Genomic DNA, 22,266 nt, shown 5'->3' with positions numbered 1-22,266 from the left:
GGGGGCTACGCTCAGCGCATATCCCTGCAGAACTGAGCTATGCGCGCGCAGCCTTCGCCGAGCTTTTCCATGCTGGTCGCATAGGAAATACGGAAGAAGGGGCTCATTCCGTAAGCCGCCCCTTGCACGGTCGCGACATGATGCTCTTCGACGAGTGCCATGACGAAATCGACGTCGGTCTCGATCTTTCGCCCGCCCTTGCTGGTCTTGCCGATCAGCCCGGAGATATTGGGGTAGATGTAGAAGGCGCCTTCGGGCCGATGGCACCGCAGCCCTTCCACCTCAGACAATCTGTCGAGGACGAAGTCGCGTCTTTCCTTGTAGATCGCGGCACGCTCCTTCAAGAGATCCTGAGGACCATCAAGCGCCGCGGTCGCCGCAGCCTGCGTCAGCGTCGCGATACCGCCGCCATTCTGGCCGTTGACGTTGCTGACGGCGGAGATCAGGTCTTTCGGCCCGGCGCAGAAGCCGAGCCGCCAGCCTGTCATCGCGTAAGCCTTGGAGACGCCGTTCATCGTTAAAACGCGCTCATAGAGCCTGGGCTCGACTTCGGCGATCGTGCAGAACTGGAAGTCGTCATAGACCAGGTGTTCGTAGATGTCGTCGGTCATGATCCAGACGTTGGGATGGCGCAGCATGACCTCGGCGATGGCGGCCATCTCCGCCCGGGAGCAGGCCGCGCCGGTGGGATTGTTCGGGAAATTCAGGAAGAGCCATTTGGTGCGCGGCGTGATCGCCGCCTCCAGATCCTCCGGACGCAGCTTGAAGCCGGCCTGCTCGTAGCAGGGGACCGGAACCGGGACGCCGCCGGCGAATTTGACGATATCGGCATAGCTGACCCAGGAGGGCGTGGGAATAACGACCTCGTCGCCCGGATTGCAGGTGGCCAGCATGGCATTGAAGATCACCTGCTTGCCGCCGCCGGAGACGACGATCTGGCTGGCATCGTAGTCGAGATTATTGTCGCGTTTGAACTTCCGGATGATGGCGGCCTTCAGCGCCGGCGTGCCGTCCATCGGCGGATATTTCGTATCGCCGGCAAGAGCTGCCGCATGGGCCGCTTCGATTGCGTGCGCCGGGGTGGGGAAATCCGGCTCGCCGGATGACAGGCTGACGACCTTGATGCCCTTGGCGGCAAGTTCCCTGGCGCGCTGGGTCATGGCGGCGGATGCGGAGATGGAGACGTTTTTCAGGCGGTCAGCGATGACGGACATCGACATGGTCCTTCGATGAGAGATGGGAACGGGAGACCGCCCGCAGGCGATCGGGATTGCGTCAGTCGGCGAGTTCGGCGGCGGGCGCGAGCGCGGCACCCGTGGCTTCGATCTCGCCGCGCACGATGCCGGCAAGTTCCAGGGCGCCCGGCGTGTCGCTGTGGACGAGAATGGAGCGGGCCGGCATGGCGATTACGGCTCCGTCGATCGTCTGAACGGTTCCGTCGAGCAGGAATTGTCGGACACGCGCACGTACGGCGGCTTCATCCTTAATGACGGCCCCAGGCAGCCCGCGCGCGACGAGTTTCCCGCCGGCGTCATAGGCCCGGTCGGCGAGGAAAAGCGCCAGCGTCTTCAAACGCGCGCGTTTCGCCGCCTGCTGAATCTCGCTGCCATGGGTGACGAAGACGACGAGACCGGCATCGACCGTGGCGATTGCATCCATCATCAGGTCGGCTAGCACAGGATCGCGATTGACCATATTGCCCATCGCCGCGTGGAAGCTGATATGGGAGACAGTGACACCCTCGGCTTTGGCGATCGCCATCAGTGCGCCGAGCTGATAGAGCATCTGCTGGCGAAGCTCGTCTGCCGGAAACGGTATTTCGCGCCGGCCGAAGCCGAGCCGATCAGGCAGGCCGGGATGCGCGCCGATGCCGACGCCGTTCAGCTTCGCGAGCCGGACCATGCGCCCCATGATCTCGGGGTCGCCGCCGTGGAAACCGCAGGCGATGTTGGCCGACGAGACGAGTTTCATCATCGCTTCGTCGTCGCACAGCCGGTAGGGGCCAAATCCTTCGCCCATGTCGGAATTCAGATCGATCTTCATCGGTTCCTCCTTTTGACGGCCTTTTGGGAGACACCCATTAGGCCATCGCCTTCAGGGCGCGCTTGACCATCCGGCATGTCTGCCTGACGTCGCCGACATAGCGGGCGACTGCCTGTTCCACCGCGCGGGCCTCCGCATGCGTCGAGCGAACGAAGCGCAGGCGGGCGCCGATGCGGGCTTGGCCGAGCCGCCACAGGTCGCATTCGATCACGCCAGCGATCTTCGGATAGCCGCCGGCGGTGTTCGCATCGCTCATCTGCACGATCGGTTCGCCACCGGGCGGAACCTGGATCACGCCGGGCACGACGCCGTGGGAGCGCATCTCGATGGACGCCGTCGGCTTGATCGGTTCGCCGGACAGGCGATAGCCCGTCCGGTCGCTGCGGGAGGAAATCCTCCAGGTCTGGCTCCAGAAGGCTTCGCCATCTCCGGCGAAAAGATCATGCTCGCCGGCCGGCAGCGCGCGGATCGTCAATGCGCCGTCGACAGGTGCGGGGAAGACATCGCGCAGTGCCACGGCCGGTTCGACGACGGCGAGACCCGAGGCCGGCAGCATGGCGATCTCGGCGTCCTCGCCGACCGCGATCCGATCGCCCTTCGCCAGAGGCCGGCCGGCATTGCCACCGAAACCACCGCGCAGCGACGTGCTGCGCGAACCCATGACAACGGGAATATCCAGCCCGCCTCCGAGCGAAATATAGGCACGTGCGAGCCGCGGCGGCTGCTTCAGTTCGAGAACCTCTCCGGGCTCTGCCGTATAGGCGCACCAGGCAAGCAGTTCCGATCCGTTGAGATGAGGATTGCCGTCGGCGCCGGTCACGGCAAAGACCACACGCTGCTCGAAACGCAGGCTGAACGGGAAGGTCTGCACCTCGATCACAGCCGCATTGTCGTCATTGCCGACGAGAATGTTGCCGATCCGGACCGCCAGCGGATCCATGGCGCCGCTCGCCGACACGCCGATGTCGCGATAGCCGGGGCGGCCAAGATCCTGCACCGTGTTGAACGGGCCGCTTTCCAAAATCTCGATCATAATTCGATCCTCGCCGGCAGGAAGCGCACCGTATCGCCCGGCGCCATCATGGCAGGGCTCGGCGAGGTGGGGTCGAACATCTCAAGCGTGGCAAAGCCGATGGAATTCCAGCCATTCGGACCCGTGAGCATGGCGACGCCGGTCTGCATGCCGCCGATGGTCACGCAGCCCTTCGGCATCTTCAACGAGGGAACGGTCTTTCGCGGCATGTAGATACGCGGATCGAGGCCATGCAGATAACCGAAACCGGGAGCGCTGCCCAAGGCGAAGACACGGTAGGTCGCTTCATGATGGATGCGCACGACCTCGCGGTCGCTGAGCCCCGAGAGATCGCAAAGGGCTGCAAGATCGGTCGCATGTTCGCCGCCGTAATGGACGGGGATCTCGATGGTCTTGCCGTTGAGATCGATGCTGCGCGCATTCTCCCATGCCTCCAGCAGCCGGGCGACCATCGTATCGGGAACTTCGGGCGTCTCCTTGAAGATCACCAGCAGGTTGGTCATGCCGGGAATGTTTTCCGCAAGGTCCGGCCAGCTCTTCACCGTCTGGGACAGAGCCCAGATCCGCCGCTGCGCAACGAGGTCGAAATCGCCTGGTGCCTCGAGCAGGAAGGATCTGGCGCCGATCGAGGAAACTCGCGCCCGGCTGTTGGTGGCCGGAACGATCTCACGTTGCGATGCATGTCTGTTCGTCGTGACGATCATGGCTGGAGCTCGATTTCGAACAGAGGATCACCGAAGCCGACCGGCGCGCCGGGTTCTGCGAGCAGCCTGGTCAAAACACCGGAGCGGCCGGCGCGAAGGGGAAGCAGGATATGCCCTACCCCGATGAAGCCGACGATATCCGCATCGGATACGGAGCGCGGCAGTTTTTGCGGCGCGGCGGAGTCGGCCGGATGCTCGACACAGAAGCGGCCCGCCATCGGCGCCTTTACGACGGCGGATGCTGAGCCGGGAGCGCGTGGCGTCGCTTCGCTCGAGCTGACACGGGCGCCGCTTTTTCCGGCGACGACGATACGAAGCTGTCCGCCCGGCCGGGAGATTTCAAGGCCGTCCACGCCGGCGGCCGTCAGCGCCTCGGTGAGCAATGCGATGGTCGCCGGATCGCTGAAATCGATCGCGCTCATGCCGCCCTCCGCAGCTTCAGCCATTGTTCGAGATAGTGAATGTCGGTCTCACCGCGCGCGAATGCGTCGTCCTCGAATAAAACGCGCAGGAAGGGGATATTGGTGGAAATCCCTTCGACCTCGGTGCCGGCAAGCGCTTCGCGCATTCTTGCCATCGCTTCGGTCCGCGTCGGCGCATGGACGATCAGCTTGGCGATCAGCGAATCGTAATAGGGCGAAACCTTGTAGCCGGCATGAATATGCGTATCGACACGGATGCCTGGTCCCTCGGGCAAGGCCAGACGGGTGACGACACCCGCCGACGGCAGGAAGGTTTCCGGATCCTCGGCGTTGATGCGGCATTCGAAGGAATGGCCTCCGCATGTCACATCGCCTTGGATGAGATCCAGAACGTGACCCTGAGCCGCCCTGATTTGAGCCTGGACGATATCGACACCGCTCGTCATCTCGGTGACGGGATGTTCGACCTGAAGTCGGGTGTTCATCTCGATGAAATAGAAGGCGCCGTCCTCATAGAGAAATTCGAAAGTTCCGACCCCCCGGTAGCCGATCTGAAGGCAGGCCTGCACGCAGGCCATGCCGACCGGCTGGATGATGTCGGGTGCGATCCCCGGCGCCGGCGCCTCCTCAACCACTTTCTGATGGCGGCGCTGCATCGAGCAATCCCGGTGTCCGAGCCACACGGCATTGCCGTGATCGTCGCAAATGACCTGGATCTCGATGTGGCGCGGATGCTCTAAGAATTTCTCCATGTAGAGGGCGGGGGAGCCGAAGGCCTTGCGAGCCTCTTCCCGCGTCAACGCGATTGCTTCATGCAACATATCGGCCTTTGGCACGACGCGCATGCCGCGTCCGCCGCCACCGCCGGCTGCCTTGATGATAACGGGATATCCGATCTCCAGCGCTGTGCGCTCGATGGTGGCAGGGTCGTCGGGCAGCGCCGTGTCCGGGCCGGGAACGCAGGGTACGCCGGCCGCCATCATCGCCCGCTTTGCCGAGATCTTATCGCCCATGATCGCAATCGATGACGCGGTCGGACCGATGAAAATCAGCCCGGCCTTGTCGACGGCGTCGGCGAAGGCGGCGTTTTCCGACAGAAAACCGTAACCCGGATGGATGGCGCCCGCACCGGCAAGACGCGCCGCCAGAAGGATGGCGTCCTGATTGAGATAGCTCTTGGCGGCGCTCGACGGGCCGATGCAGAGAAAGCTGTCGGCGGTACTGCCGTAAGGCGCTTGCCTATCCGCCTCGGAACAGATGGCGACCGTCTTGAGGCCGAGCTCGCGGCAGGCGCGCTGGATCCGGGCGGCGATCTCGCCGCGATTGGCGATCAGAACGGTATCGAAGCGGCCGGCCGCAGATTGTTCAGGCGTTTCCGGCATCAGCCAATCTCCGCGAGCAGGTCGCCGGTCTCGACCTCGCCATTGTCGATATGGGTTAGGTGCGTGATGCGCCCGGACCGCGGCGCGGCGATCGTGTTGAAGACCTTCATCGCTTCGATGATGAAGAGCGTCTGCCCCTCCTCCACCGCGTCACCGATCGCGACAAATGGCGGCTCCCCGGGCGCCGGGGCCTTGTGCAGAACGCCGAAGACGGGCGCCTTTACCGCATAGGAGGTTTTCTTGACGCTCGAAGGCGCTTGGGAGACGGGATTTGTCGTCGATTCCGGCTCCTTCGAGGGCTCGGCAACAGCCTCCTGACCCGGCGACGTGCGGAAAATCCGCACCGTCACGTCCTTTTCAGTCACGGTCAGCTCGCTAATGTTCGATCGTCCGACAAAGTCGATCAGCGTCTTGATCTTCGAGAGGTCCATGTGCGTGCTCGGAATTTCAGAATTCCACCGCGCGGACCTGACATCGCAAGTCGCTCGGTGTTGTGATTTTTCGTAGCACGACGTGCAGACTGATGGGGTCAGACGAAGTTTTGATGGAGTGCAATCAGCGCCCGATAGGGCATCTCGCCAGCGAGGCCGGTTTCGTCATCATCAGCTCTTCGGGGCGGCGACGCTCTCCCGCAGGATAAGCCTGCTGCGGATGACGGTGCGGACCTCCGCCGTCTTTTGCCGCTGGTCAATGGCGTCGAGCAGCAGATCGACCGCCGCGCGTCCCATCTCTTCCACCGGCTGCTCGATCGTCGAGAGCGGCGGTGAGGAGAATTCGCAGACGGGCGAGCCGTCGAAGGAGACGACGGACAGATCATCGGGAATGCGCAAGCCCCCCCGCTGGATGCAGCTGACAAATGAGATGGCCATGTCGTCGCTGGTGGCGATCACCGCTGTCGGCTTCTCGGTCAGTTGCGCGAAATCGTCCGCTGCCTGCACTCCAATATCGAAGCCGTGTTGATAATCAAGATGACCACCCGAGCGGCGCACCAGCTCGTCGGACAGGCCAGCCGCCTCGAGCGCCTCGAGCACGCCGGCATAACGCTCGACATCGTGATAATTGCCTTCAGGCCCGGCGAGATAGAAGAACCGTCGATGGCCCAGCCGGATCAGTTCGGCCGTGACGTCGCGCACTGCCTCGCGGTCGTTGGTGACCACGCTCTGCAGGCCGGCATCGCTCATGTCGAGCAGCATCGACACGATCGGCAGGCCGGAATTCGCCAGCGAACGCCCGTCCACCTCTGGAAGCTTCGACGACAGGATGATGGCGCCGCGCACGCTGCCGCCGAATGCCAGGTCGAGAATATGCCGTTCGGAAATCTCGTCGCGATCGAGGTTGGCGATCATCAGGTTATAGCCGCCCTGGATCAGCGACTTGTTGATGCTCTGCAGCACCTGCGGAATGATCTGCGAGACGCCGTAATAGAGCGATCCCGGCAGGATGATCATGATGATGTTGGATTTGCCGACCCTGAGGCCGCGCGCCATCGCATTCGGGGTGTAGCCGAGTTGCCTGGCTGCGGCATTGATCTTGGCGCGCGTCTTCTCGTTGACCCGTCCGGGATTGGCGAGCGCCCGGCTGACCGTCGATATCGCCACACCGGCGAGCCTGGCAACATCGGCCATCAAAGCGCCCGATGGTTCCTCTCCGGCCACATCCTTGTTTTTGTTCATGTTTATTTCATTCTCCCGGATGCTTCGATTTGCAACTCTAGGACAGGCGACGGTTTTTAGCAAACGTTTGCCAAAAACCGCTTGCTTAAAAAACCGGCTTGGCTATTATCTAGTCATGGCAAACGATTGCCATTTCTTAATGCGTTGAAAATCCATGGCTTATTGGATGCGGAACTCTCCTTCCGCACGCGGGTAGGTCATGCCTCGAGAAATGGATAGGTTATGGCTTCTGGCGATAGGCTGCGCTTCGGCGTCGATCTCGTGACATTCTTCCATCCCGGCTTCTGGGGCGTCGACAGCCACGATGCGATCGTCGACCATGCACGCGCCGAGCCGCGGGCCTTCTGGGACAAGATCCTCGACAGTGTCCAGGCCTCCGGCGTTACCGGCGTCGAGCTGACCTTTTCTCCCTTCAACTGGCAGGACGCGATCAAGACCTATGGTTCCGTCGATGCTTTCGCAGCCGAGCTGTCAACACGCGGTCTGACGCTGTGCAGCGGTTTCTTTGCGGAACTTGAGGCGGCCGGCGACTTCGCCGAGCCCGCGGCCCAGCGCGCGCTGATCGACAAGGCGGAACGCTATGCCGACTTCCTGAAAGCCTGCGGCAGCGACATCATGGTGATCGGCGCGCCCTTACGCCAGACGCTCGGCGCCCAGCCGGTGCAGTTCCATGATTTCGACCGCGCCAAGGTGATCGCCGATTTTCTGAACCGGCTCGGCGCGACCCTCCATGCCAGGGGCGTACGGCTGGCGCTGCACACCGAGGCGCACTCGATCTTTGCCGCCGCGCGCGACGTCGATCTGATGATGCTTTTGACCGACCCGGCCTATGTGCACATGTGTCCGGACACCGCCCACATCATCGTTGCCGGCTCCGATCCCGTCCAACTCGTCGATCGCCATCACGAGCGCATGATCATCGCCCACTGGAAGGATGCGATCGGCCCGATGCCCGCCGACACGCCGATCGACAAGCATATCCATGAACGCCACCAGCCCTATTTCTGCAGCTTCGGCCTCGGACGGGTCGACTGGCCGGCCTGGATCCGGCTGCTGCGCGACCGGGCCTATGAAGGCTGGGCGATCCTCGAACTCGATGCCGCGCCGGATCCCGTCCGCGACATCGCCAACGGGCTCACGCTCGTCCGGCAGGCGCTCCTGCCGATCTATCGCTGACAACAATTCCGACGACAACAAACGCCCCGCAAAGAGGGCATTTTCAAGAGGTGGAACTATGAAGACCATGATGAAGCTTTTTCTTGCCGGCGTGGCATTCGCCGGTCTCATGACCTCGGCGCATGCCGAGGACAAGCCGACGATGGAGATCATGTCGTCCTGGACGTCGGGCGGCGAAGCGGCGGCCCTCAACGTCATCAAGACCGAGTTCGAAAAACGCGGCGGCGTCTGGAAGGATTCCTCGATCGCCGGCTTCGGCGCCGCCGATGCCGCCTTCCAGAACCGCATCGTCGCCGGTGACGCGCCCGGCGCCAAGCAGGGCGTCATCGGGCTGGCTGCCGCCGATTTCATCAACCAGGGCCTGTTCAATCCGATCGACGACGTGGCCGCCGGCGGCAAATGGGCCGACGCCCTGCCGAAATCGATCCATGATCTCATCTCCTATGACGGCAAGGTCTACCTTGCGCCGACCGGTGCCCATGGCGAAAGCTGGCTCTTTTATTCCAAGGAAGCCTTCGGCAAGGCCGGCATCGCGCAAGAGCCCAAGACTTGGGACGAGCTCTTTGCCGATCTCGACAAGCTGAAGGCTGCCGGTATGGTTCCGGTCGCCTGGGGCGGCCAGCCCTGGCAGCAGACCAAGGTCTTCAACATGATCCTGCTCTCGCAGGTCGGCATCGACGGATTCCTGAAGATCTATGTCGACAAGGACAAGAGCCCGGCATCGGTCGAGGGCGTGAAAAAGACACTTGCAGTCCTCGGTAAGCTGCGCGGCTATGTCGACGCGGGTGCCGCCGGCCGCAACTGGAACGATGCGACCGCCATGCTGATCACCGCCAAAGCCGGCGTGCAGTTCATGGGCGACTGGGCCAAAGGCGAATTCACCGTCGCCGGCAAGGAGCCGGGCAAGGACTACGGCTGCATGATCGTTCCGGAGTCGAAGGGCATGGTCTACATCGCCGACGCCCTCTGGTTCCCCAAAACAGGCAAGGCCGAAACCGACAAGGCCCAGAAACTGCTCGCCGAAGTCGTCATGGACCCGACCATCCAGGTCGAATTTGCTCTCAAGAAGGGCTCGGTTCCGATGCGCGCCGACGTCGACAAGTCGAAGCTGGACGCCTGCGCCCAGAAGGGCGTCGAGCTGATGAGCGCCGGCGCCATCGTGCCGGATCAGGCGATCGTACTCACGCCCCAGCAGGTCGGTGCGCTCGACGATTTCGTCGACGAATATTGGAGCGGCGGCTCGAACGATGCAGGCGCTGCGGCCGAAAACTTCTTCGCCATCTTCGAGTAGGATAGTGACTGTGGCGTCGGTCTGACCCGACGCCACAGCTGCCGGGCGCCGCCTCGCGCGGCGGCGCCAGCCCTGCTTTCCATTCCGTCAACGAGCTGGCCGATGTCCGTCAAACGCAAGCCCAATCTTTCCGCCACCATCGCGCTGCTGCCGACATGGTTCGTTGCGGTCGTGGTCTTCATCGGCACCATGGCCTGGTCGATCCGGCTGTCCTTTACCAATTCGACGCTCTTTCCGTCCTCGAGCTATGTCGGCTTCGCCCAATATTCGAAGCTCTTCTCTTCCGCCAAATGGCTGGCATCGCTGCAAAACGTGTTGATCTTCGGCGTCCTTTACGTCGCAGGCTGTCTGCTGCTCGGCTTCCTGCTGGCCGCAGCACTGGACCGCAAGATCCGTTTCGAAAGCGCCTTCAGGACCATATTCCTCTATCCCTACGCCATGTCCTTCGTGGTGACGGGACTGATCTGGCAATGGATGCTCAATCCGACGCTCGGCATCCAGGCAAGCGTGCGCTCGCTCGGCTGGGAAAGCTTCGTCCTCGACTGGGTGGTCAACCGCGACATGGCGATCTATGCGCTGGTGCTTGCCGGCGTCTGGCAGGGCGCGGGGCTGGTCATGGTCATTGCGCTCGCCGGCATGCGCGGCATCGAGGCCGAGCAGTGGAAGGCGGCGCGGATCGACGGCATTCCCGTCTGGCGGATCTATGTCTCGATCATCCTGCCGCAGCTCGGGCCGGCGCTGGCCGCCGCCGGCATGCTGCTCGCCATGGGCGTGATCAAGACCTATGACATAGTCGTCGCCATGACCAATGGCGGCCCCGGCAATGCGACCGAGGTGCCTGCGAAATTCATCATGGACAATCTGTTCGGACGCCAGAACCTCGGCCTCGCCACAGCCGGCGCGACGGTGCTTGTCCTCGGCGTGATCATCGCCGTCGCCCCATTCCGCTACATCATGCACATGCGCGACAAAGCGAAGGGAGCCGCGTGATGGCCGATCCTCATCCGAACGGGCCGAAACCGGCACGGATCACCGCCGGGCGCATCGGCCTCTATGCCTTCCTCGTCGTCGCCGCACTGTTCTTCCTTCTGCCGCTCTATACCATGGTCGTCACCTCCTTGAAGTCCATGGACGAAATCCGGCTCGGGCAGATCTTTTCCCTGCCGGCGACGCTCGATTTCTCTGCCTGGATGACCGCCTGGTCGGGCGCCTGCATGGGAACCGTCTGCGTCGGCATTCGCAGCGGCTTCTGGAATTCGGTGGCGATCACCCTTCCCTCGGTCGCGCTCTCGGTCTTCATCGGCGCCGTCAACGGTTATGCGCTGTCGCTTTGGCGGCCGCGCGGGGCAAACCTGCTCTTCGGTCTGCTGATGGCCGGCGGCCTCATCCCCTACCAGATCTTCCTCTATCCGATGGTCCGGGCGATGGCGAATATCGATCTCTACAATTCGTTGGCGGGTATCATCCTCGTGCATGTCATCTTCGGCCTGCCGTTGGTGACGCTGCTCTTCCGCAACTATTTCGTCAGCGTGCCGGAAGAGCTCTGCAAGGCGGCGCGCGTCGACGGCGCGGGCTTCTGGCGCATCTTTTTCGAGATCATGCTGCCGATTGCCGTACCGATGGTCGTCGTGGTCTCCATGCTGCAGTTCACCGGCATCTGGAACGACTTCCTGCTCGGTCTCGTCTTTGCCGGGCGCGACAACCTGCCGATGACCGTGCAGCTCAACAATATCGTCAACACCACGATGGGCGAGCGCACCTACAACGTGAACATGGCGGCGACCATCCTCACCGCCATTGTTCCGCTCGCCATCTATTTCCTGTCCGGCCGCTGGTTCGTGCGCGGCATCGCGGCCGGCGCCGTCAAGGGGTAACGCTTCCATGCAATCTGCCGTCTCCGTCAAGGATCTGAAGATCGCCTATGGCGACCATACGGTGATCGAGAAGATGTCGATCGACATCGCGCCACGAGAGTTCCTGGTGCTGCTCGGCCCTTCCGGCTGCGGCAAGTCCACGCTTCTGAACGCCATTGCCGGCCTTCAGGAGATTACATCAGGTGAGGTCTGGATCTCCGGCAAGAACGTCAGCTGGGAGGAGCCGAAGGATCGCGGCATCGGCATGGTCTTCCAGTCCTACGCGCTCTATCCCCGCATGTCGGTGCGCAAAAACCTCTCCTTCGGACTTCGCGTCGCCGGCCTGCCGAAATCCGAGATCGAGGCGCGTGTTGCCCGCACCGCCGCCCTTCTCCACCTCGACAAGCTGCTCGACCGGCGCCCGGCCGCGCTTTCGGGCGGCCAGCGCCAGCGCGTCGCCATCGGCCGGGCGCTGGTGCGCGAAGTCGATGTTTTCCTGTTCGACGAACCGCTGTCGAACCTCGACGCCAAACTGCGCAACGAATTGCGCGTCGAAATCAAGAAGCTGCATCAGCGCCTCGGCAATACGATGATCTATGTCACCCATGACCAGGTCGAGGCCCTGACGCTTGCCGACCGCATCGCCATCATGCGCGATGGCGTGATCCAGCAGCTCGCCTCCCCGGCCGAGATCTACCGCCGCCCGGCCAATCTGTTCGTTGCCGGTTTCATCGGCGCTCCGGCGATGAATTTTATCGAGGGCCGGATCGAGCGCAGCGTCGGGGCGCCGGTCTTCCGGGGTAACGGGCTGACCATCGATCTTTCCGGTTATTCTTTCCGTGCCGTTGCGGCGGACGGCCCGGCTACACTCGGCTTTCGCCCGGAACACCTTGTGCTCGATGGGTTCACCAGTGGCCTGCCCACCATTCCCGGCCGCGTTTCTGTGGTCGAGCCGATGGGCCCGGATGCTGTTGTCTGGTTCGACTGGGCAGACCAAAGCCTCTCGCTCCGGCTGATGGGCGACGTGACCCTTGAGCCCGGTGATGCTCTGGCTCCCGGGCTCGATATCGCCAAGGCGTCCCTCTTCGGCGCCGATGGATCGCGGCTGTGATGTGCCGTCCCTTTGTTTTCCCGCAATTCCGGGCGCGTTTCGCGCCGTTTTGAGGATTGCCTCCAGGACAGGATTTGAAAAGACATGGCTGAGATCGTCTATGATGCGCTGGTGATCGGCTCCGGCGCCGCGGGTTCATTTGCGGTCAAAGAACTGACGGCCCAAGGACTGTCGGTGCTGCTGCTCGAGGCCGGTCCCGCCGTCGGGCCGAAGGATTTCGATCCCGCCCGCAAGAAGGCGCCGGCAAGCAGCATCAATATCTGGGAGCGCGCGCGCGCCACTCTCAAGGGCCAGCCGATCCAGGCGCGTGCGGCGTTTTTCACCGAGCGTTTCAGCCATTTCTTCGTCAACGACCGCAAGAACCCCTATACGACGCCGAAGGGCGCGCCCTTCCTGTGGATCCGCGGCCGCCAGGGCGGCGGGCGCCTCCACAGTTTCGGCCGGGTGCTGCTGCGCTGGACCGACGACGATTTCAAGCTCCGCTCGCGCACGGGAAAGGGCATCGACTGGCCGGTCTCCTATGAAGAGCTGACGCCTTTCTACGACGAGGTTGAGGGCTATCTCGGGCTCTACGGCAACAAGGACAATGTGGCGACACTGCCGGACGGCGTCTATGCGAAGCCGGCCAGCCTGACGCCGGCCGAACAGACCTTTAAGCAGGCGGTGGAAAGCCGCTGGCCGGAGCGGAACGTCGTCTCCTGGCGTTATATCGCGCCCGATGCCGACCGCATGCCGCGACCGCTGCGCGAAGCAAAGGCGACCGGCCAGCTGAGCGTCCGCTACGACGCCGTCGTTCGTCGCATCACCACGGATGAGAAGACGGGCCGCGCCACCGGCGCGGAGTTCATCGATCGCAATACGGGCGAAGTATCGACCGCGCGGGCTGCGATGGTTGTGCTTTCGGCCTCGCCGATAGAGAGCGTGCGATTGCTGTTGAATTCGGCTTCGGCGAAACATCCGGGCGGGCTTGGCAACGGTTCGGGCGCCCTCGGCCGCTATTTCATGGATCAGCTTCCGTGTCTCGCGTTCGGCTCCTTTTCGAAGGCCAAGGGTTGGGCGACGGACGAGTCCGCGCCGACCGACCCGTTCTACAATCCGTCGGGCGGGATCTTCATTCCCCGCTTCGGCGAGGGCGACGCCGCCCGCGGCGATTTCGACTACCAGGGAAGCGTCGGCCGGGCGCCGGTCTCCGCGGACGCAGATGCGCGTCTCGCCTTCTTTGGTTTCGGCCGAATGCTGCCCTATGCCGACAATCGCATCACGCTCGACGCCAAGCGCAGGGATGCCTGGAACATTCCCGTGCCGCATATCCGCTGCGTCATGCAGGAGGAGGAGCAGGCGCTGCTCAAAAGGCAGGAAGAAACGCTGATTGCCATGATCAAGGAGGTCGGCGGCGACCTCGAATTCATTGGTTCGCCCACCGGCCTCAAGGAGATGGGCAAAGGCGCCTTTCCCGAAGCCGATGCCTTCAGCCGTTTCATGTTCCGCACATGGTTCCGCAAGACCATGTGCATGGGCGCGGCCATTCATGAGACGGGCGGCGCGCGCATGGGCGAAACCCCGGAGGCTTCGGTGCTCAATCCCTACAACCAGGTGTGGGATGCGCCGAACCTGATCGTCACCGATGCCAGCGCCTTTCCCGGCAGCGGCATCGCCGGCACGACGCTCACCGTCATGGCCCTGACGATCCGCGCCTGCCGGAACCTTGTCGACCAGTACCGAGCAGGGCAGCTGTAGACGCACTGATCCCACTCGGCACCTGTTTCTGTCGAGTGCGTGGAACGAGAGAGGCAAGTAGCCGTTTTGGTCTTCGCGAAGTGGTCGTCACACAAACTTCGCACTGACATGCTCCTGTCAAAAGAAGCAAAAGGAAAAGGCCATGTCGCAATCACATCAGGACCAGCTCAACCGGATCAAGGCCGAAATCGCCGACAGCTTCGATGAGGAGCTGGAAATGCAGATGGAGGAAGACCGGCTGGACGATCTGGTCGCCAAAGGAATGTCGGAACCGGCGGAGCAGACGCTCGAGCGAAAGATCTACTTCCGGGAGCTTTTCCGGCTTCAGCATGAACTGGTGCGGCTGCAGGACTGGGTTCAGCATAAGAAGCTGAAAGTGGTGGTACTGTTTGAAGGTCGGGATTCGGCCGGCAAGGGAGGCGCGATCAAGCGCGTGACCCAGCGGCTTAATCCTCGCGTATGCCGGACGGTCGCGCTGCCCGCCCCGACCGAGCGGGAGCGGCATCAATGGTATTTCCAGCGTTATGTCCCGCATCTTCCGACAGCCGGTGAAATGGTGCTCTTCGACCGAAGCTGGTACAATCGCGCCGGTGTCGAGCGCGTCATGGGGTTCTGCACCCCTGATGAACTCGAGGAATTCTTCCGCTCGGTGCCTGAATTCGAGCGGATGCTGGTCCGTTCCGGGATCGTGCTGATCAAGTACTGGTTTTCGATCACCGACGAAGAGCAGGAATTCCGCTTCAAGATGCGCATCCACGATCCGCTGAAGCAGTGGAAGCTCTCGCCGATGGATATGGAGAGCCGTGTCCATTGGGAGGAATATACCAAGGCCAAGGAAGAGATGCTGGCGCGCACGCACACCAAGGATGCACCCTGGTGGGTGGTGCAGGCCGTGGATAAGAAACGGGCGCGGTTGAACTGCATCGCCCATCTTCTCGAGCAGATCCCTTACGAGGATGTTCCGAAACCGGAGATCCAGTTGCCGGACCGCATCCGTCACGCCGATTACAATAGGGCGCCGGTTCCGGCTGAAATGCTCGTGCCGGAGCGCTATTGAAGTGGGACCGCAATCGGCGGCCCAGAATTGTGCCGCTACGCCATGCAATAGCGTGGCGTAGCGATCGGGGATCAGCTGCGATCTTGCGATAACCGTCAGGCGGCGATATCAGCCATGCGGTTCAATTCCCAGACGGCGTCATCCGGCAGTGCGAGGCTGGCGGTGGCGAGGTTCTCCCTGAGATGGCCGACGGACGAGGTGCCCGGGATCAGCAGGATGTTTTCCGCGCGACGCAGCAGCCAGGCGAGCGCCACCTGCATGGGCGTGGCATCAAGGCGGGCGGCGACATCGGACAGGGTGGACGACTGCAGCGGGGTGAACCCGCCGAGCGGGAAGAACGGCACGTAGGCGGTGCCTTCGCGGGCGAGATCGTCGATCAGCTCGTCGTCGGCCCGATACGCCAGATTGTATTGGTTCTGCACGCAGACGATCTCGGTGATCCGGCGGCCCTCGGCGATCTGCCTCGATGTGGCGTTGCTCAGCCCGACGTGACGAACCAGACCTTGCCGCTGCAGGTCGGCGAGGACCGTCAGCGGTGCTTCGATCGACCCTTCGGCTGGGCCGTGCACGTCGAACATGATCCTGAGATTGACGACATCAAGCACATCGAGGCCGAGATTGCGGAGATTGTCGTGGACTGCCTGCGTCAGTTCCTCCCGCGAGAAGGCCGGAATCCATGATCCGTCCGTGCCGCGGCGGGCGCCGATCTTGGTGACGATGACGAGATCGTCGCGATAGGGATGGAGCGCTTCACGGATGATCTGGTTGGTGACGTGCGGGCCATAGAAGTCGCTGGTGTCGATGTGATTGACGCCGCTTTCCACCGCCTCGCGCAGCACGGCCAGGGCCGCGCCATGATTCCTGGGCGGGCCGAACACGCCGGGGCCGGCAAGCTGCATGGCGCCGTAGCCGAGCCGCTTCACGCTGCGACCGCCGAGATTGAAACTGCCGGCCTGATCGATAATGGACATGGTCTCACTCCTTTCAAGAGATGACACCAAGATAGGCGCTGTCGACGCGTGGGATAATCAGGTACAAACCGCACGGGTTGTGCGGAGTGGCGAACAATGAAAGTCGACCTGGGTGATCTGAATGCGTTCGTTGCCGTGGCGCGGGCCGGCGGTTTTCGCGAGGGCGCGCGCGCCAGCGGCGGCAGCGCCTCCTTCCTCAGCGAAGCGGTGCGACGCCTGGAGGCCGAGCTCGGTGTTCGGCTGCTCAACCGCACGACGCGCAGCGTCGTCCCCACCGAAGCGGGCAAGGGTCTATTGGATCGGCTGGGCCCTGCCTTGAGCGAGGTGGAGTCTGCCCTCGACGTGGTCAACGGATTTCGGGACAGGCCGGCTGGTGCGTTGCGCCTCAACGTGCCGGTCAGCGCGGCGCGGCTGGTGCTGCCGGCCATCATTCCACCGTTCCTCGCCGCCTATCCCGACATTCGGCTGGAAGTCGTTGCAGAGGAGAGCTTCGTCGACGTGCTGGCTGCCGGCTGCGATGCAGGCATCCGTTATGACGAGCGGCTGGAGCAGGATATGATCGCAGTGCCGATCGGGCCACGCATCCAGCGTTTTGCCACTGCGGCTTCGCCCGACTACCTCGATCGCCGTGGCCGGCCGCAACACCCTCGCGAGTTGCTCGGCCATGCCTGTCTGCTGGGTCGTTTTGCCAGCGGTGCGCTGACGTCCCCATGGGAATTCGAGCGAGACGACGAGGTGGTACGGGTCGAACCGACCGGACCATTGATCGTGAGGGTCGGCGGGGCAATGGATCTTGCCGTCGACGCCGCAATATCGGGCACGGGGATCATCTCCGTTTTCGAGGACTGGCTGCGCCCGCATCTTGACAGCGGTGCGCTCGAACCCATCCTCGAACCGTGGTGGCAGAGCTTTTCCGGGCCGTTCCTCTATTATCCCGGTCGGCGCCTGGTGCCCGCACCGCTGCGGGCCTTCATCGACTTCGTCAAGGCATCGGCAAACCAGGCCTAAGGCCCGTCGTCTGCAAAACGTATCTCAGCGTCAGAGTTTGACCTCGGCATTGTCGCCCATATCGGGTTTGCTGTTCGAGACCGCGGCGGCCGCCATCTTGATATAGCTGATGATGGTGCCCGGGCTGTCCCAATATTCTGCCGAAGAAGGGGTAATCTTGAGGATGCGGATGGAGGGGTCAGCAGGATTGTCCCACCACGCCTTTGCCGGCGTCGCCCATAATTCCCTGATCTTGTCGCGGTCGTTCTGCACTTCGGCTGTGCCTGACACGGAAACATATTTTTGTCCCTTGGTGTCGGCAAAGGCCAGGCACACATTTGGCCAGCGAACGATCTCATCGTCCTTGTGGCTGCTGACATCCGTCAGAAAATAGATCGCGTTCTCGATTTGCGCGGTATAGGCGGACATCGGGCGGGCTCTGAGATCGTCGCTGCTGCGCGTTGTCAGCATGCAAAACCCGATCTTGTCGATCAGCTCCCATACCCGCATCGCATCGTCATGCTCGGCCATCATCATCTCCATCTGTCAAGGAGACGGAGTAACCATCTGCCGCGACCGATGTTCCGCGCCGGCAGCCACGCTCTGATAGCCACTGCGCCCGCGCCTCAATGGACGCTTGGGGTTTTCATGACCATTGCGAAGTCTTCCGCGACCAGTTCGCTGACGGCGATGAGGATTTCTTCACGGGAAAAGCCCGATGTCAAAGCACTCTGGATCAGATCCTGCAGATCCGGCTCCACGACATCGCGGCAATCCTCGAGGCGTTCTTCCGAAACGGTGAGGCTATTGAGTTCGTCCATTGTCTGTTCCTTTCAGGGAATGTAACCGCCGAAACCCGGTCGGAATGGGTCGCTAACGGGCGGCCACCGCCCGTTTTGGCGCGGCGATCAGACCTTCACGCTGCATCTTCTTGCGTGCGGCCTTGCGGTGCCGGCTGATCGCCTGCGCCTTTTCCCTGACACGCCGTTCGGACGGCTTCTCATAAGCGCGCCGTTCCTTCATTTCACGAAACAGCCCTTCGCGCTGCATTTTCTTTTTCAAGACCCTGAGTGCTTGATCGACATTATTGTCTCTGACGAGTACCTGCATTTCGAGTTCTCCTTGTTTGGATGGTGCGCCAATCGCGCTCAGCCGAGCTGCTCGGCGATCAAAGCCTGCAATTCACGGCGGGTGAGCAGGCAGGGAGACGGCTTCCAAGTCTTGGCAGCGCTACGGACAGCTTCGTCATCCTCACGCGGGCTCGCCGCCGCAACGGCGGTGGCTGTATGTATGTCGTTCAAAATGAAATCCTTCGTCGGCCGTGGCCGCGTCATCGATTGTTTGTGGGATTGCGCATCACCTGGCCCTAGGCGCACCGATGCATAAAGCGCCTCAATCAGGCCAGAAGCGGGCTTCGATTTTGCTTGGATCGGGCACATCCGCAACATAGGTATCGGCGGCTGCGATTGCAACGGATGGCCCAGATAGCACGACGTCGGCATCGCCAGTCGCCTTCAGATATACTTCATACGATTTTATTCAAGTTATCCGGGTGTAGTTCGGGCCGAAATTTCTAAGATTCGGCTCGAATGTGACATTATTTCGCCGGAATGGAAGCAACGTGGAGACCATCAGCCAAATTAACCTTCCGTTAAATAGGCCATTGACTTGTAGTATTAATAGGTTGTTAAAGGAGCGGCTCGCAGAGGTCGAAATTGACCCGATGATAAACAATTTTAGGAGAGAGCGATGGCTTCGCCGATACACGCAACTGATGATAGTGCAACTTTTCTTGAAACTGACGTAATTTCCGGAAATCTTCTTTCCAACGATTCATCCGATAACGGCCACTTGTTCCTGCGTGCCTTCGACGGCGCGAGCGTTGGCGCCAAGAGCGGCAACAGCCAGGTCACCGAGATCCAGGGCGACTACGGCACCTTCTTCGTCAAGCCGGACGGCAGCTACACCTATGTCCTGAGCGACGCTGCCAAGATCGGCTTCGCCAATGGTGAATCCTACCAGGAGAAGGTTTCCTACAAGATCTCCGACGGCAGCGGTCATACCGACGTCGGTCTGTTCACCCTGAACATCCAGGGCGTCACTCAGGTCAAGCCGATCGCGGTCGACGATACTTTCCACTTCACCGAAGGCAGCGCCATCGCTGGTAACGTTCTGGACAACGACATTGCCGGCGATAACGGCAAGATGTTCCTCCGCCAGTTCCTGAGCACCAAGGTCGATGCCAATAATGACGCCGTTACCGACGTCGCCGGCACGTATGGCACGTTCCATGTCAAGTCGAACGGCGAATTCACCTACGAACTGACGAGCGATCTGAATGCGGGCCAGACCTACACGGAAGTTCTGCGCTACTACAAGATCTCCGACGGCGAAGGCCACACGGACACCGCCAAGGTGACGCTCAACATCACCGGCACGGATTTTGATTCTTCCCATATCGCTTGAGCGACAACGGTAGATCAGTAAGACACGACGCCCGCCGCGCAATTGGCGGGCGTTTTCATTTCCGCTTGTCAGAAGGTCTGCAAAACGGCATAGTTCTTTTTAGCTAGTTCTTATAAACGCCGGAGAGCGGTAGGCTCGATGTATCGGAGGATACGCCGTTGACCGAACATATCGAACCCAGCCAAATCGAAACGGACGATCTGACCAAAGTCTGGTCCGTTACCGAGTTCTGCGCGCGACACCGTATAGACGCCGAGCAACAAGCGCTGTTGCTCAAACTTTTTGGGCCGTTCGCGACCGCCTGCGAACTGCTTCACAATGCCAAACGTGCGCCAAGGTTCCGATGAGGCGTCCTGGCATTTTTCAACGATCCGCTCACAAATCTCGGCAAGCCAGTCAACTGATTGGGTGATGTTCGCTGCGTCCCCTTGCCGAAAACGCTTTTCGGTACGGCGCCAGCCTGTTGGAACTCAGCGTATCGGCCAGCGACCGAACAGCCGTTCTTCTCCACCCGCCGCGAGCAGGGCGGCACGGTATGGGTCTCGGCATCGTCCGCGCCATGCTGAGCTCCCATGGCGGTACGATCCGGCCGCTGCAGACGACCGGCGACGGCGCCGAGTTTGAAATCACCATCCCGGTTCAGTTCTCAAAGGGCTGAGGAGAGATTGCTGAATTGCGCCTCAGACGTGGGCGGCACCGAACCGAGCTCCCCGACCCCGAGGCCTGCGTCTCACCGCGTTGTATAACCGCCGTCGATGACAAGCACTTCGCCGGTGACATAACTTGCCGCGGCCGAGCAGAGAAACAGTGCAGCGCCGGCCACCTCCTCAGGCTGCCCGACGCGTCCCATGGGGGTCATGCTGCGCCAGGTCGGGAACCAGTCGGGATTGTCGATGCCGCCGCGTGACAGATCGGTCTCGATATAGCCGGGTGCGATGGCGTTGACGCGGATGTTTTCGGCGGCAACCTCGCTGGCGATGCTCTTGGTCATCATGTGGACGGCCGCCTTGGAGGTGTTATAGGCGACCTGGTTTTGCGGAATATTGGACACGATGCCCGACATCGAACCGATATTGAGGATCACGCCACCGCGCTGGCGTCGCATGGGGGCGAGCGCGGCGCGGCAGGCGCGGAAGACGGCGTCGAGGTTGATGGTCATGATCTCGCGCCAGATGGCATCGGAGAATTCGCCGCTGTCGCCGTGAATGGCGATGCCGGCATTGTTGACGAGGATGTCGAGCCGGCCCGCGCGCGAAAGGGTTTCGGTGACGAGCTCGTCGGCAGCACTTTCCTTCCTCAGATCGGCGGCGATGAAATCGCATTCGACGCCGGCCTTGGAGAGCCGATCTTCCGCCGCCGCATTGCGGGCCCGGCCCGTAATGATGACTTTGGCGCCCGCCTCGCCGAGCGCCTCGGCGATGGCAAGCCCGATGCCGCGCGTGCCGCCGGTCACCAGCGCCACCTGTCCGTTCAGGCGAAATCTGTCGAAGATCATGTTCGGTTCCTCTTACGTGGGCGTTCGCACTTTCGTCAGATGTCGGCGCTCTGCGGCAGGATGACGAGATCGCGGATGGTGATGTTGCGTGGGCGCGTCAGCATGAAGAGCACCGCTTCGGCCACTTCGTTCGCTTCCATCAGGCCGCCTGCGGCGAGCGCCTCATCCAGCTTCTCCTGCGGCCAATCACTGAGAAGAGCGGTGACCACGGGGCCTGGAGCGACGGCGCCGACGCGCAATCCATGTTTGGCCACCTGCCGCCTCAACGTATGGACGAATGCCTGGACCGCGTGTTTGGACGCCGTGTAAATCGGCTCCCAGACGACAGGGATCATGCCAGCAACGGAACTCGTCAGGATGATATCCCCGGTCTTGCGCTCGACCATATGCGGCAGAACGGCATGCACCGAACGGAAGGCAGCATTGACGTTCAGATTGAGCATCCGATCCCAGGCATCAGGATCGCCACCCAGCACCTCACCGCCGATATAGGAGCCTGCATTGGCGTGGAAGATATCCAGCTGGCCGGCTCTTTCCAGGATCTGCGGCATCATCCGTTCGACGCTTTTCGGATCGGTGAGTTCGATGACCAGTGGAATGGCATTGGCGCCCAGTTTCGAGCAAATTTCCCGCAACGCTTCCTCATTGCGGTCGACCAGCACGACCCGAGCGCCCGCGGCAAGCAAAGCCTTGGCGCATTCAAGTCCGATACCCGACGCCGCCCCGGTGACGGCCGCGACTTTTCCAGACAGATCCTGTCCCATTTTCTTCCTCTGTTTTCCCAGTTGGTGAGAGCATTTCCGTTCTTCTTCGAATCACGGAAGCGCTCTATCTCTTTGTCTTCACGCAATTCCGGACGGCAAAA

25 protein-coding genes and 1 pseudogene are annotated in these 22,266 nt (G+C 61.9%); 11 read left to right on the top strand and 15 right to left on the bottom strand.

The window, feature by feature from the left end; genetic code table 11:
* Positions 1 to 11: 11 nt before the first annotated feature.
* The 8 genes from FHT75_RS18360 to FHT75_RS18325 all read right to left on the bottom strand — a co-directional run bounded on the left by FHT75_RS18360 (position 12) and on the right by FHT75_RS18325 (position 7,257).
* Complete coding sequence (locus FHT75_RS18360; RefSeq protein ID WP_097542663.1) at positions 12 to 1,214, bottom strand: pyridoxal phosphate-dependent aminotransferase; 1,203 nt, start codon at positions 1,212 to 1,214, stop codon at positions 12 to 14.
* 61 nt (positions 1,215 to 1,275) lie between these two features.
* The gene (locus FHT75_RS18355; protein WP_097542527.1) at positions 1,276 to 2,043 is read right to left on the bottom strand and encodes a 5-oxoprolinase subunit PxpA; all 768 of its coding nucleotides are present in this window, start codon (positions 2,041 to 2,043) and stop codon (positions 1,276 to 1,278) included.
* Positions 2,044 to 2,080: 37 nt separating this feature from the next.
* Positions 2,081 to 3,076, bottom strand: coding sequence for a biotin-dependent carboxyltransferase family protein (locus FHT75_RS18350; RefSeq protein WP_097542526.1), 996 nt, complete (start codon positions 3,074 to 3,076; stop codon positions 2,081 to 2,083).
* Positions 3,073 to 3,780 (bottom strand): 5-oxoprolinase subunit PxpB, encoded by a 708-nt coding sequence (pxpB, locus tag FHT75_RS18345; RefSeq protein ID WP_097542525.1) that lies wholly within the window; start codon positions 3,778 to 3,780, stop codon positions 3,073 to 3,075. Before pxpB ends, FHT75_RS18350 begins: the two co-directional genes overlap by 4 nt.
* A complete protein-coding gene (locus tag FHT75_RS18340; RefSeq protein WP_028758234.1) occupies positions 3,777 to 4,202 on the bottom strand; it encodes an acetyl-CoA carboxylase biotin carboxyl carrier protein in 426 nt (141 codons plus the stop codon). Before FHT75_RS18340 ends, pxpB begins: the two co-directional genes overlap by 4 nt.
* Positions 4,199 to 5,584, bottom strand: a complete 1,386-nt coding sequence (locus FHT75_RS18335) for an acetyl/propionyl/methylcrotonyl-CoA carboxylase subunit alpha (RefSeq protein ID WP_028758235.1) — start codon at positions 5,582 to 5,584, stop codon at positions 4,199 to 4,201. Before FHT75_RS18335 ends, FHT75_RS18340 begins: the two co-directional genes overlap by 4 nt.
* A complete protein-coding gene (locus tag FHT75_RS18330; protein WP_097542524.1) occupies positions 5,584 to 6,015 on the bottom strand; it encodes an acetyl-CoA carboxylase biotin carboxyl carrier protein in 432 nt (143 codons plus the stop codon). Before FHT75_RS18330 ends, FHT75_RS18335 begins: the two co-directional genes overlap by 1 nt.
* A 171-nt stretch (positions 6,016 to 6,186) precedes the next feature.
* Positions 6,187 to 7,257 carry a LacI family DNA-binding transcriptional regulator gene (locus FHT75_RS18325; RefSeq protein ID WP_028756037.1) on the bottom strand — a complete coding sequence of 357 codons (1,071 nt, stop codon included), beginning with the start codon at positions 7,255 to 7,257 and terminating at the stop codon, positions 6,187 to 6,189.
* Between the two features lie 222 nt (positions 7,258 to 7,479).
* Between FHT75_RS18325 and FHT75_RS18320 the strand changes: the two genes are divergently transcribed.
* The 7 genes from FHT75_RS18320 to ppk2 all read left to right on the top strand — a co-directional run bounded on the left by FHT75_RS18320 (position 7,480) and on the right by ppk2 (position 15,482).
* Positions 7,480 to 8,433 (top strand): sugar phosphate isomerase/epimerase family protein, encoded by a 954-nt coding sequence (locus FHT75_RS18320; RefSeq protein ID WP_028756038.1) that lies wholly within the window; start codon positions 7,480 to 7,482, stop codon positions 8,431 to 8,433.
* A gap of 58 nt (positions 8,434 to 8,491) precedes the next feature.
* On the top strand, positions 8,492 to 9,724 hold the full coding sequence (locus tag FHT75_RS18315) for an ABC transporter substrate-binding protein (protein WP_183845110.1): 1,233 nt from the start codon (positions 8,492 to 8,494) through the stop codon (positions 9,722 to 9,724).
* A 102-nt stretch (positions 9,725 to 9,826) separates the two neighbouring features.
* The gene (locus FHT75_RS18310; RefSeq protein ID WP_028756035.1) at positions 9,827 to 10,714 is read left to right on the top strand and encodes a carbohydrate ABC transporter permease; all 888 of its coding nucleotides are present in this window, start codon (positions 9,827 to 9,829) and stop codon (positions 10,712 to 10,714) included.
* A complete protein-coding gene (locus FHT75_RS18305; protein ID WP_028756034.1) occupies positions 10,714 to 11,598 on the top strand; it encodes a carbohydrate ABC transporter permease in 885 nt (294 codons plus the stop codon). The genes FHT75_RS18310 and FHT75_RS18305 overlap by 1 nt, the downstream gene beginning before the upstream one ends.
* A gap of 7 nt (positions 11,599 to 11,605) precedes the next feature.
* Complete coding sequence (locus FHT75_RS18300; protein WP_028756033.1) at positions 11,606 to 12,688, top strand: ABC transporter ATP-binding protein; 1,083 nt, start codon at positions 11,606 to 11,608, stop codon at positions 12,686 to 12,688.
* An 84-nt stretch (positions 12,689 to 12,772) separates the two neighbouring features.
* Positions 12,773 to 14,425, top strand: a complete 1,653-nt coding sequence (locus tag FHT75_RS18295; RefSeq protein ID WP_028756032.1) for a GMC oxidoreductase — start codon at positions 12,773 to 12,775, stop codon at positions 14,423 to 14,425.
* Positions 14,426 to 14,567: 142 nt separating this feature from the next.
* Complete coding sequence (gene ppk2, locus FHT75_RS18290; protein ID WP_028756039.1) at positions 14,568 to 15,482, top strand: polyphosphate kinase 2; 915 nt, start codon at positions 14,568 to 14,570, stop codon at positions 15,480 to 15,482.
* A 95-nt stretch (positions 15,483 to 15,577) separates the two neighbouring features.
* On the opposite strand, the gene FHT75_RS18285 is transcribed toward ppk2, so the two are convergent.
* Positions 15,578 to 16,453, bottom strand: a complete 876-nt coding sequence (locus FHT75_RS18285) for an aldo/keto reductase family oxidoreductase (protein WP_028755954.1) — start codon at positions 16,451 to 16,453, stop codon at positions 15,578 to 15,580.
* Positions 16,454 to 16,549: 96 nt separating this feature from the next.
* Between FHT75_RS18285 and FHT75_RS18280 the strand changes: the two genes are divergently transcribed.
* Complete coding sequence (locus FHT75_RS18280; protein WP_028757537.1) at positions 16,550 to 17,461, top strand: LysR family transcriptional regulator; 912 nt, start codon at positions 16,550 to 16,552, stop codon at positions 17,459 to 17,461.
* Positions 17,462 to 17,491: 30 nt separating this feature from the next.
* On the opposite strand, the gene FHT75_RS18275 is transcribed toward FHT75_RS18280, so the two are convergent.
* The 4 genes from FHT75_RS18275 to FHT75_RS18260 form a co-directional block, all read right to left on the bottom strand.
* Entirely contained in the window at positions 17,492 to 17,971 is a 480-nt protein-coding gene (locus FHT75_RS18275) for a pyridoxamine 5'-phosphate oxidase family protein (protein WP_028755952.1), read from the bottom strand.
* Between the two features lie 95 nt (positions 17,972 to 18,066).
* Positions 18,067 to 18,261 (bottom strand): hypothetical protein, encoded by a 195-nt coding sequence (locus FHT75_RS18270; protein WP_028755951.1) that lies wholly within the window; start codon positions 18,259 to 18,261, stop codon positions 18,067 to 18,069.
* A 52-nt stretch (positions 18,262 to 18,313) separates the two neighbouring features.
* Positions 18,314 to 18,550 (bottom strand): 30S ribosomal protein S21, encoded by a 237-nt coding sequence (gene rpsU / locus FHT75_RS18265; RefSeq protein ID WP_028755950.1) that lies wholly within the window; start codon positions 18,548 to 18,550, stop codon positions 18,314 to 18,316.
* Positions 18,551 to 18,588: 38 nt separating this feature from the next.
* Positions 18,589 to 18,741, bottom strand: coding sequence for a hypothetical protein (locus tag FHT75_RS18260; protein WP_164735882.1), 153 nt, complete (start codon positions 18,739 to 18,741; stop codon positions 18,589 to 18,591).
* 448 nt (positions 18,742 to 19,189) lie between these two features.
* Here FHT75_RS18260 and FHT75_RS18255 point away from each other — a divergent pair, with 448 nt between their 5' ends.
* The 3 genes and pseudogenes from FHT75_RS18255 to FHT75_RS36505 form a co-directional block, all read left to right on the top strand.
* Entirely contained in the window at positions 19,190 to 19,906 is a 717-nt protein-coding gene (locus FHT75_RS18255) for an Ig-like domain-containing protein (RefSeq protein ID WP_028755949.1), read from the top strand.
* Between the two features lie 158 nt (positions 19,907 to 20,064).
* Entirely contained in the window at positions 20,065 to 20,253 is a 189-nt protein-coding gene (locus FHT75_RS18250; protein ID WP_028757536.1) for a hypothetical protein, read from the top strand.
* Positions 20,254 to 20,333: 80 nt separating this feature from the next.
* Positions 20,334 to 20,564, top strand: a pseudogene (locus FHT75_RS36505) (ATP-binding protein); the annotation flags it as partial.
* A gap of 72 nt (positions 20,565 to 20,636) precedes the next feature.
* Here FHT75_RS36505 and FHT75_RS18240 read toward each other — a convergent pair.
* Positions 20,637 to 21,401, bottom strand: coding sequence for an SDR family NAD(P)-dependent oxidoreductase (locus FHT75_RS18240; RefSeq protein ID WP_028755947.1), 765 nt, complete (start codon positions 21,399 to 21,401; stop codon positions 20,637 to 20,639).
* Between the two features lie 35 nt (positions 21,402 to 21,436).
* Entirely contained in the window at positions 21,437 to 22,165 is a 729-nt protein-coding gene (locus tag FHT75_RS18235; RefSeq protein WP_028755946.1) for an SDR family oxidoreductase, read from the bottom strand.
* Positions 22,166 to 22,266 lie beyond the last annotated feature (101 nt).

It is taken from the genome of Rhizobium sp. BK112, from assembly GCF_014193215.1.
Classification (GTDB): Bacteria; Pseudomonadota; Alphaproteobacteria; order Rhizobiales; family Rhizobiaceae; genus Rhizobium; species Rhizobium anhuiense.
Note: the sequence above shows the minus strand (reverse complement) of the source record. Positions and strands in the feature narration are given on the sequence as shown.

Bases quoted from the DNA above. Each gene is read 5' to 3' on its own strand.
- FHT75_RS18240 (WP_028755947.1), bottom strand. From the start codon at position 21,401: ATGATCTTCGACAGATTTCGCCTGAACGGACAGGTGGCGCTGGTGACC.
- FHT75_RS18310 (WP_028756035.1), top strand. From the start codon at position 9,827: ATGTCCGTCAAACGCAAGCCCAATCTTTCCGCCACCATCGCGCTGCTG.
- FHT75_RS18280 (WP_028757537.1), top strand. From the start codon at position 16,550: ATGAAAGTCGACCTGGGTGATCTGAATGCGTTCGTTGCCGTGGCGCGG.
- FHT75_RS18270 (WP_028755951.1), bottom strand. From the start codon at position 18,261: ATGGACGAACTCAATAGCCTCACCGTTTCGGAAGAACGCCTCGAGGAT.
- FHT75_RS18275 (WP_028755952.1), bottom strand. From the start codon at position 17,971: ATGGCCGAGCATGACGATGCGATGCGGGTATGGGAGCTGATCGACAAG.
- FHT75_RS18350 (WP_097542526.1), bottom strand. From the start codon at position 3,076: ATGATCGAGATTTTGGAAAGCGGCCCGTTCAACACGGTGCAGGATCTT.
- FHT75_RS18335 (WP_028758235.1), bottom strand. From the start codon at position 5,584: ATGCCGGAAACGCCTGAACAATCTGCGGCCGGCCGCTTCGATACCGTT.
- FHT75_RS18295 (WP_028756032.1), top strand. From the start codon at position 12,773: ATGGCTGAGATCGTCTATGATGCGCTGGTGATCGGCTCCGGCGCCGCG.
- FHT75_RS18300 (WP_028756033.1), top strand. From the start codon at position 11,606: ATGCAATCTGCCGTCTCCGTCAAGGATCTGAAGATCGCCTATGGCGAC.
- FHT75_RS18355 (WP_097542527.1), bottom strand. From the start codon at position 2,043: ATGAAGATCGATCTGAATTCCGACATGGGCGAAGGATTTGGCCCCTAC.
- FHT75_RS18305 (WP_028756034.1), top strand. From the start codon at position 10,714: ATGGCCGATCCTCATCCGAACGGGCCGAAACCGGCACGGATCACCGCC.
- ppk2 (WP_028756039.1), top strand. From the start codon at position 14,568: ATGTCGCAATCACATCAGGACCAGCTCAACCGGATCAAGGCCGAAATC.
- FHT75_RS18235 (WP_028755946.1), bottom strand. From the start codon at position 22,165: ATGGGACAGGATCTGTCTGGAAAAGTCGCGGCCGTCACCGGGGCGGCG.
- pxpB (WP_097542525.1), bottom strand. From the start codon at position 3,780: ATGATCGTCACGACGAACAGACATGCATCGCAACGTGAGATCGTTCCG.
- FHT75_RS18360 (WP_097542663.1), bottom strand. From the start codon at position 1,214: ATGTCCGTCATCGCTGACCGCCTGAAAAACGTCTCCATCTCCGCATCC.
- FHT75_RS18340 (WP_028758234.1), bottom strand. From the start codon at position 4,202: ATGAGCGCGATCGATTTCAGCGATCCGGCGACCATCGCATTGCTCACC.
- FHT75_RS18315 (WP_183845110.1), top strand. From the start codon at position 8,492: ATGAAGACCATGATGAAGCTTTTTCTTGCCGGCGTGGCATTCGCCGGT.
- FHT75_RS18255 (WP_028755949.1), top strand. From the start codon at position 19,190: ATGGCTTCGCCGATACACGCAACTGATGATAGTGCAACTTTTCTTGAA.
- FHT75_RS18325 (WP_028756037.1), bottom strand. From the start codon at position 7,257: ATGAACAAAAACAAGGATGTGGCCGGAGAGGAACCATCGGGCGCTTTG.
- FHT75_RS18320 (WP_028756038.1), top strand. From the start codon at position 7,480: ATGGCTTCTGGCGATAGGCTGCGCTTCGGCGTCGATCTCGTGACATTC.
- FHT75_RS18285 (WP_028755954.1), bottom strand. From the start codon at position 16,453: ATGTCCATTATCGATCAGGCCGGCAGTTTCAATCTCGGCGGTCGCAGC.
- rpsU (WP_028755950.1), bottom strand. From the start codon at position 18,550: ATGCAGGTACTCGTCAGAGACAATAATGTCGATCAAGCACTCAGGGTC.
- FHT75_RS18330 (WP_097542524.1), bottom strand. From the start codon at position 6,015: ATGGACCTCTCGAAGATCAAGACGCTGATCGACTTTGTCGGACGATCG.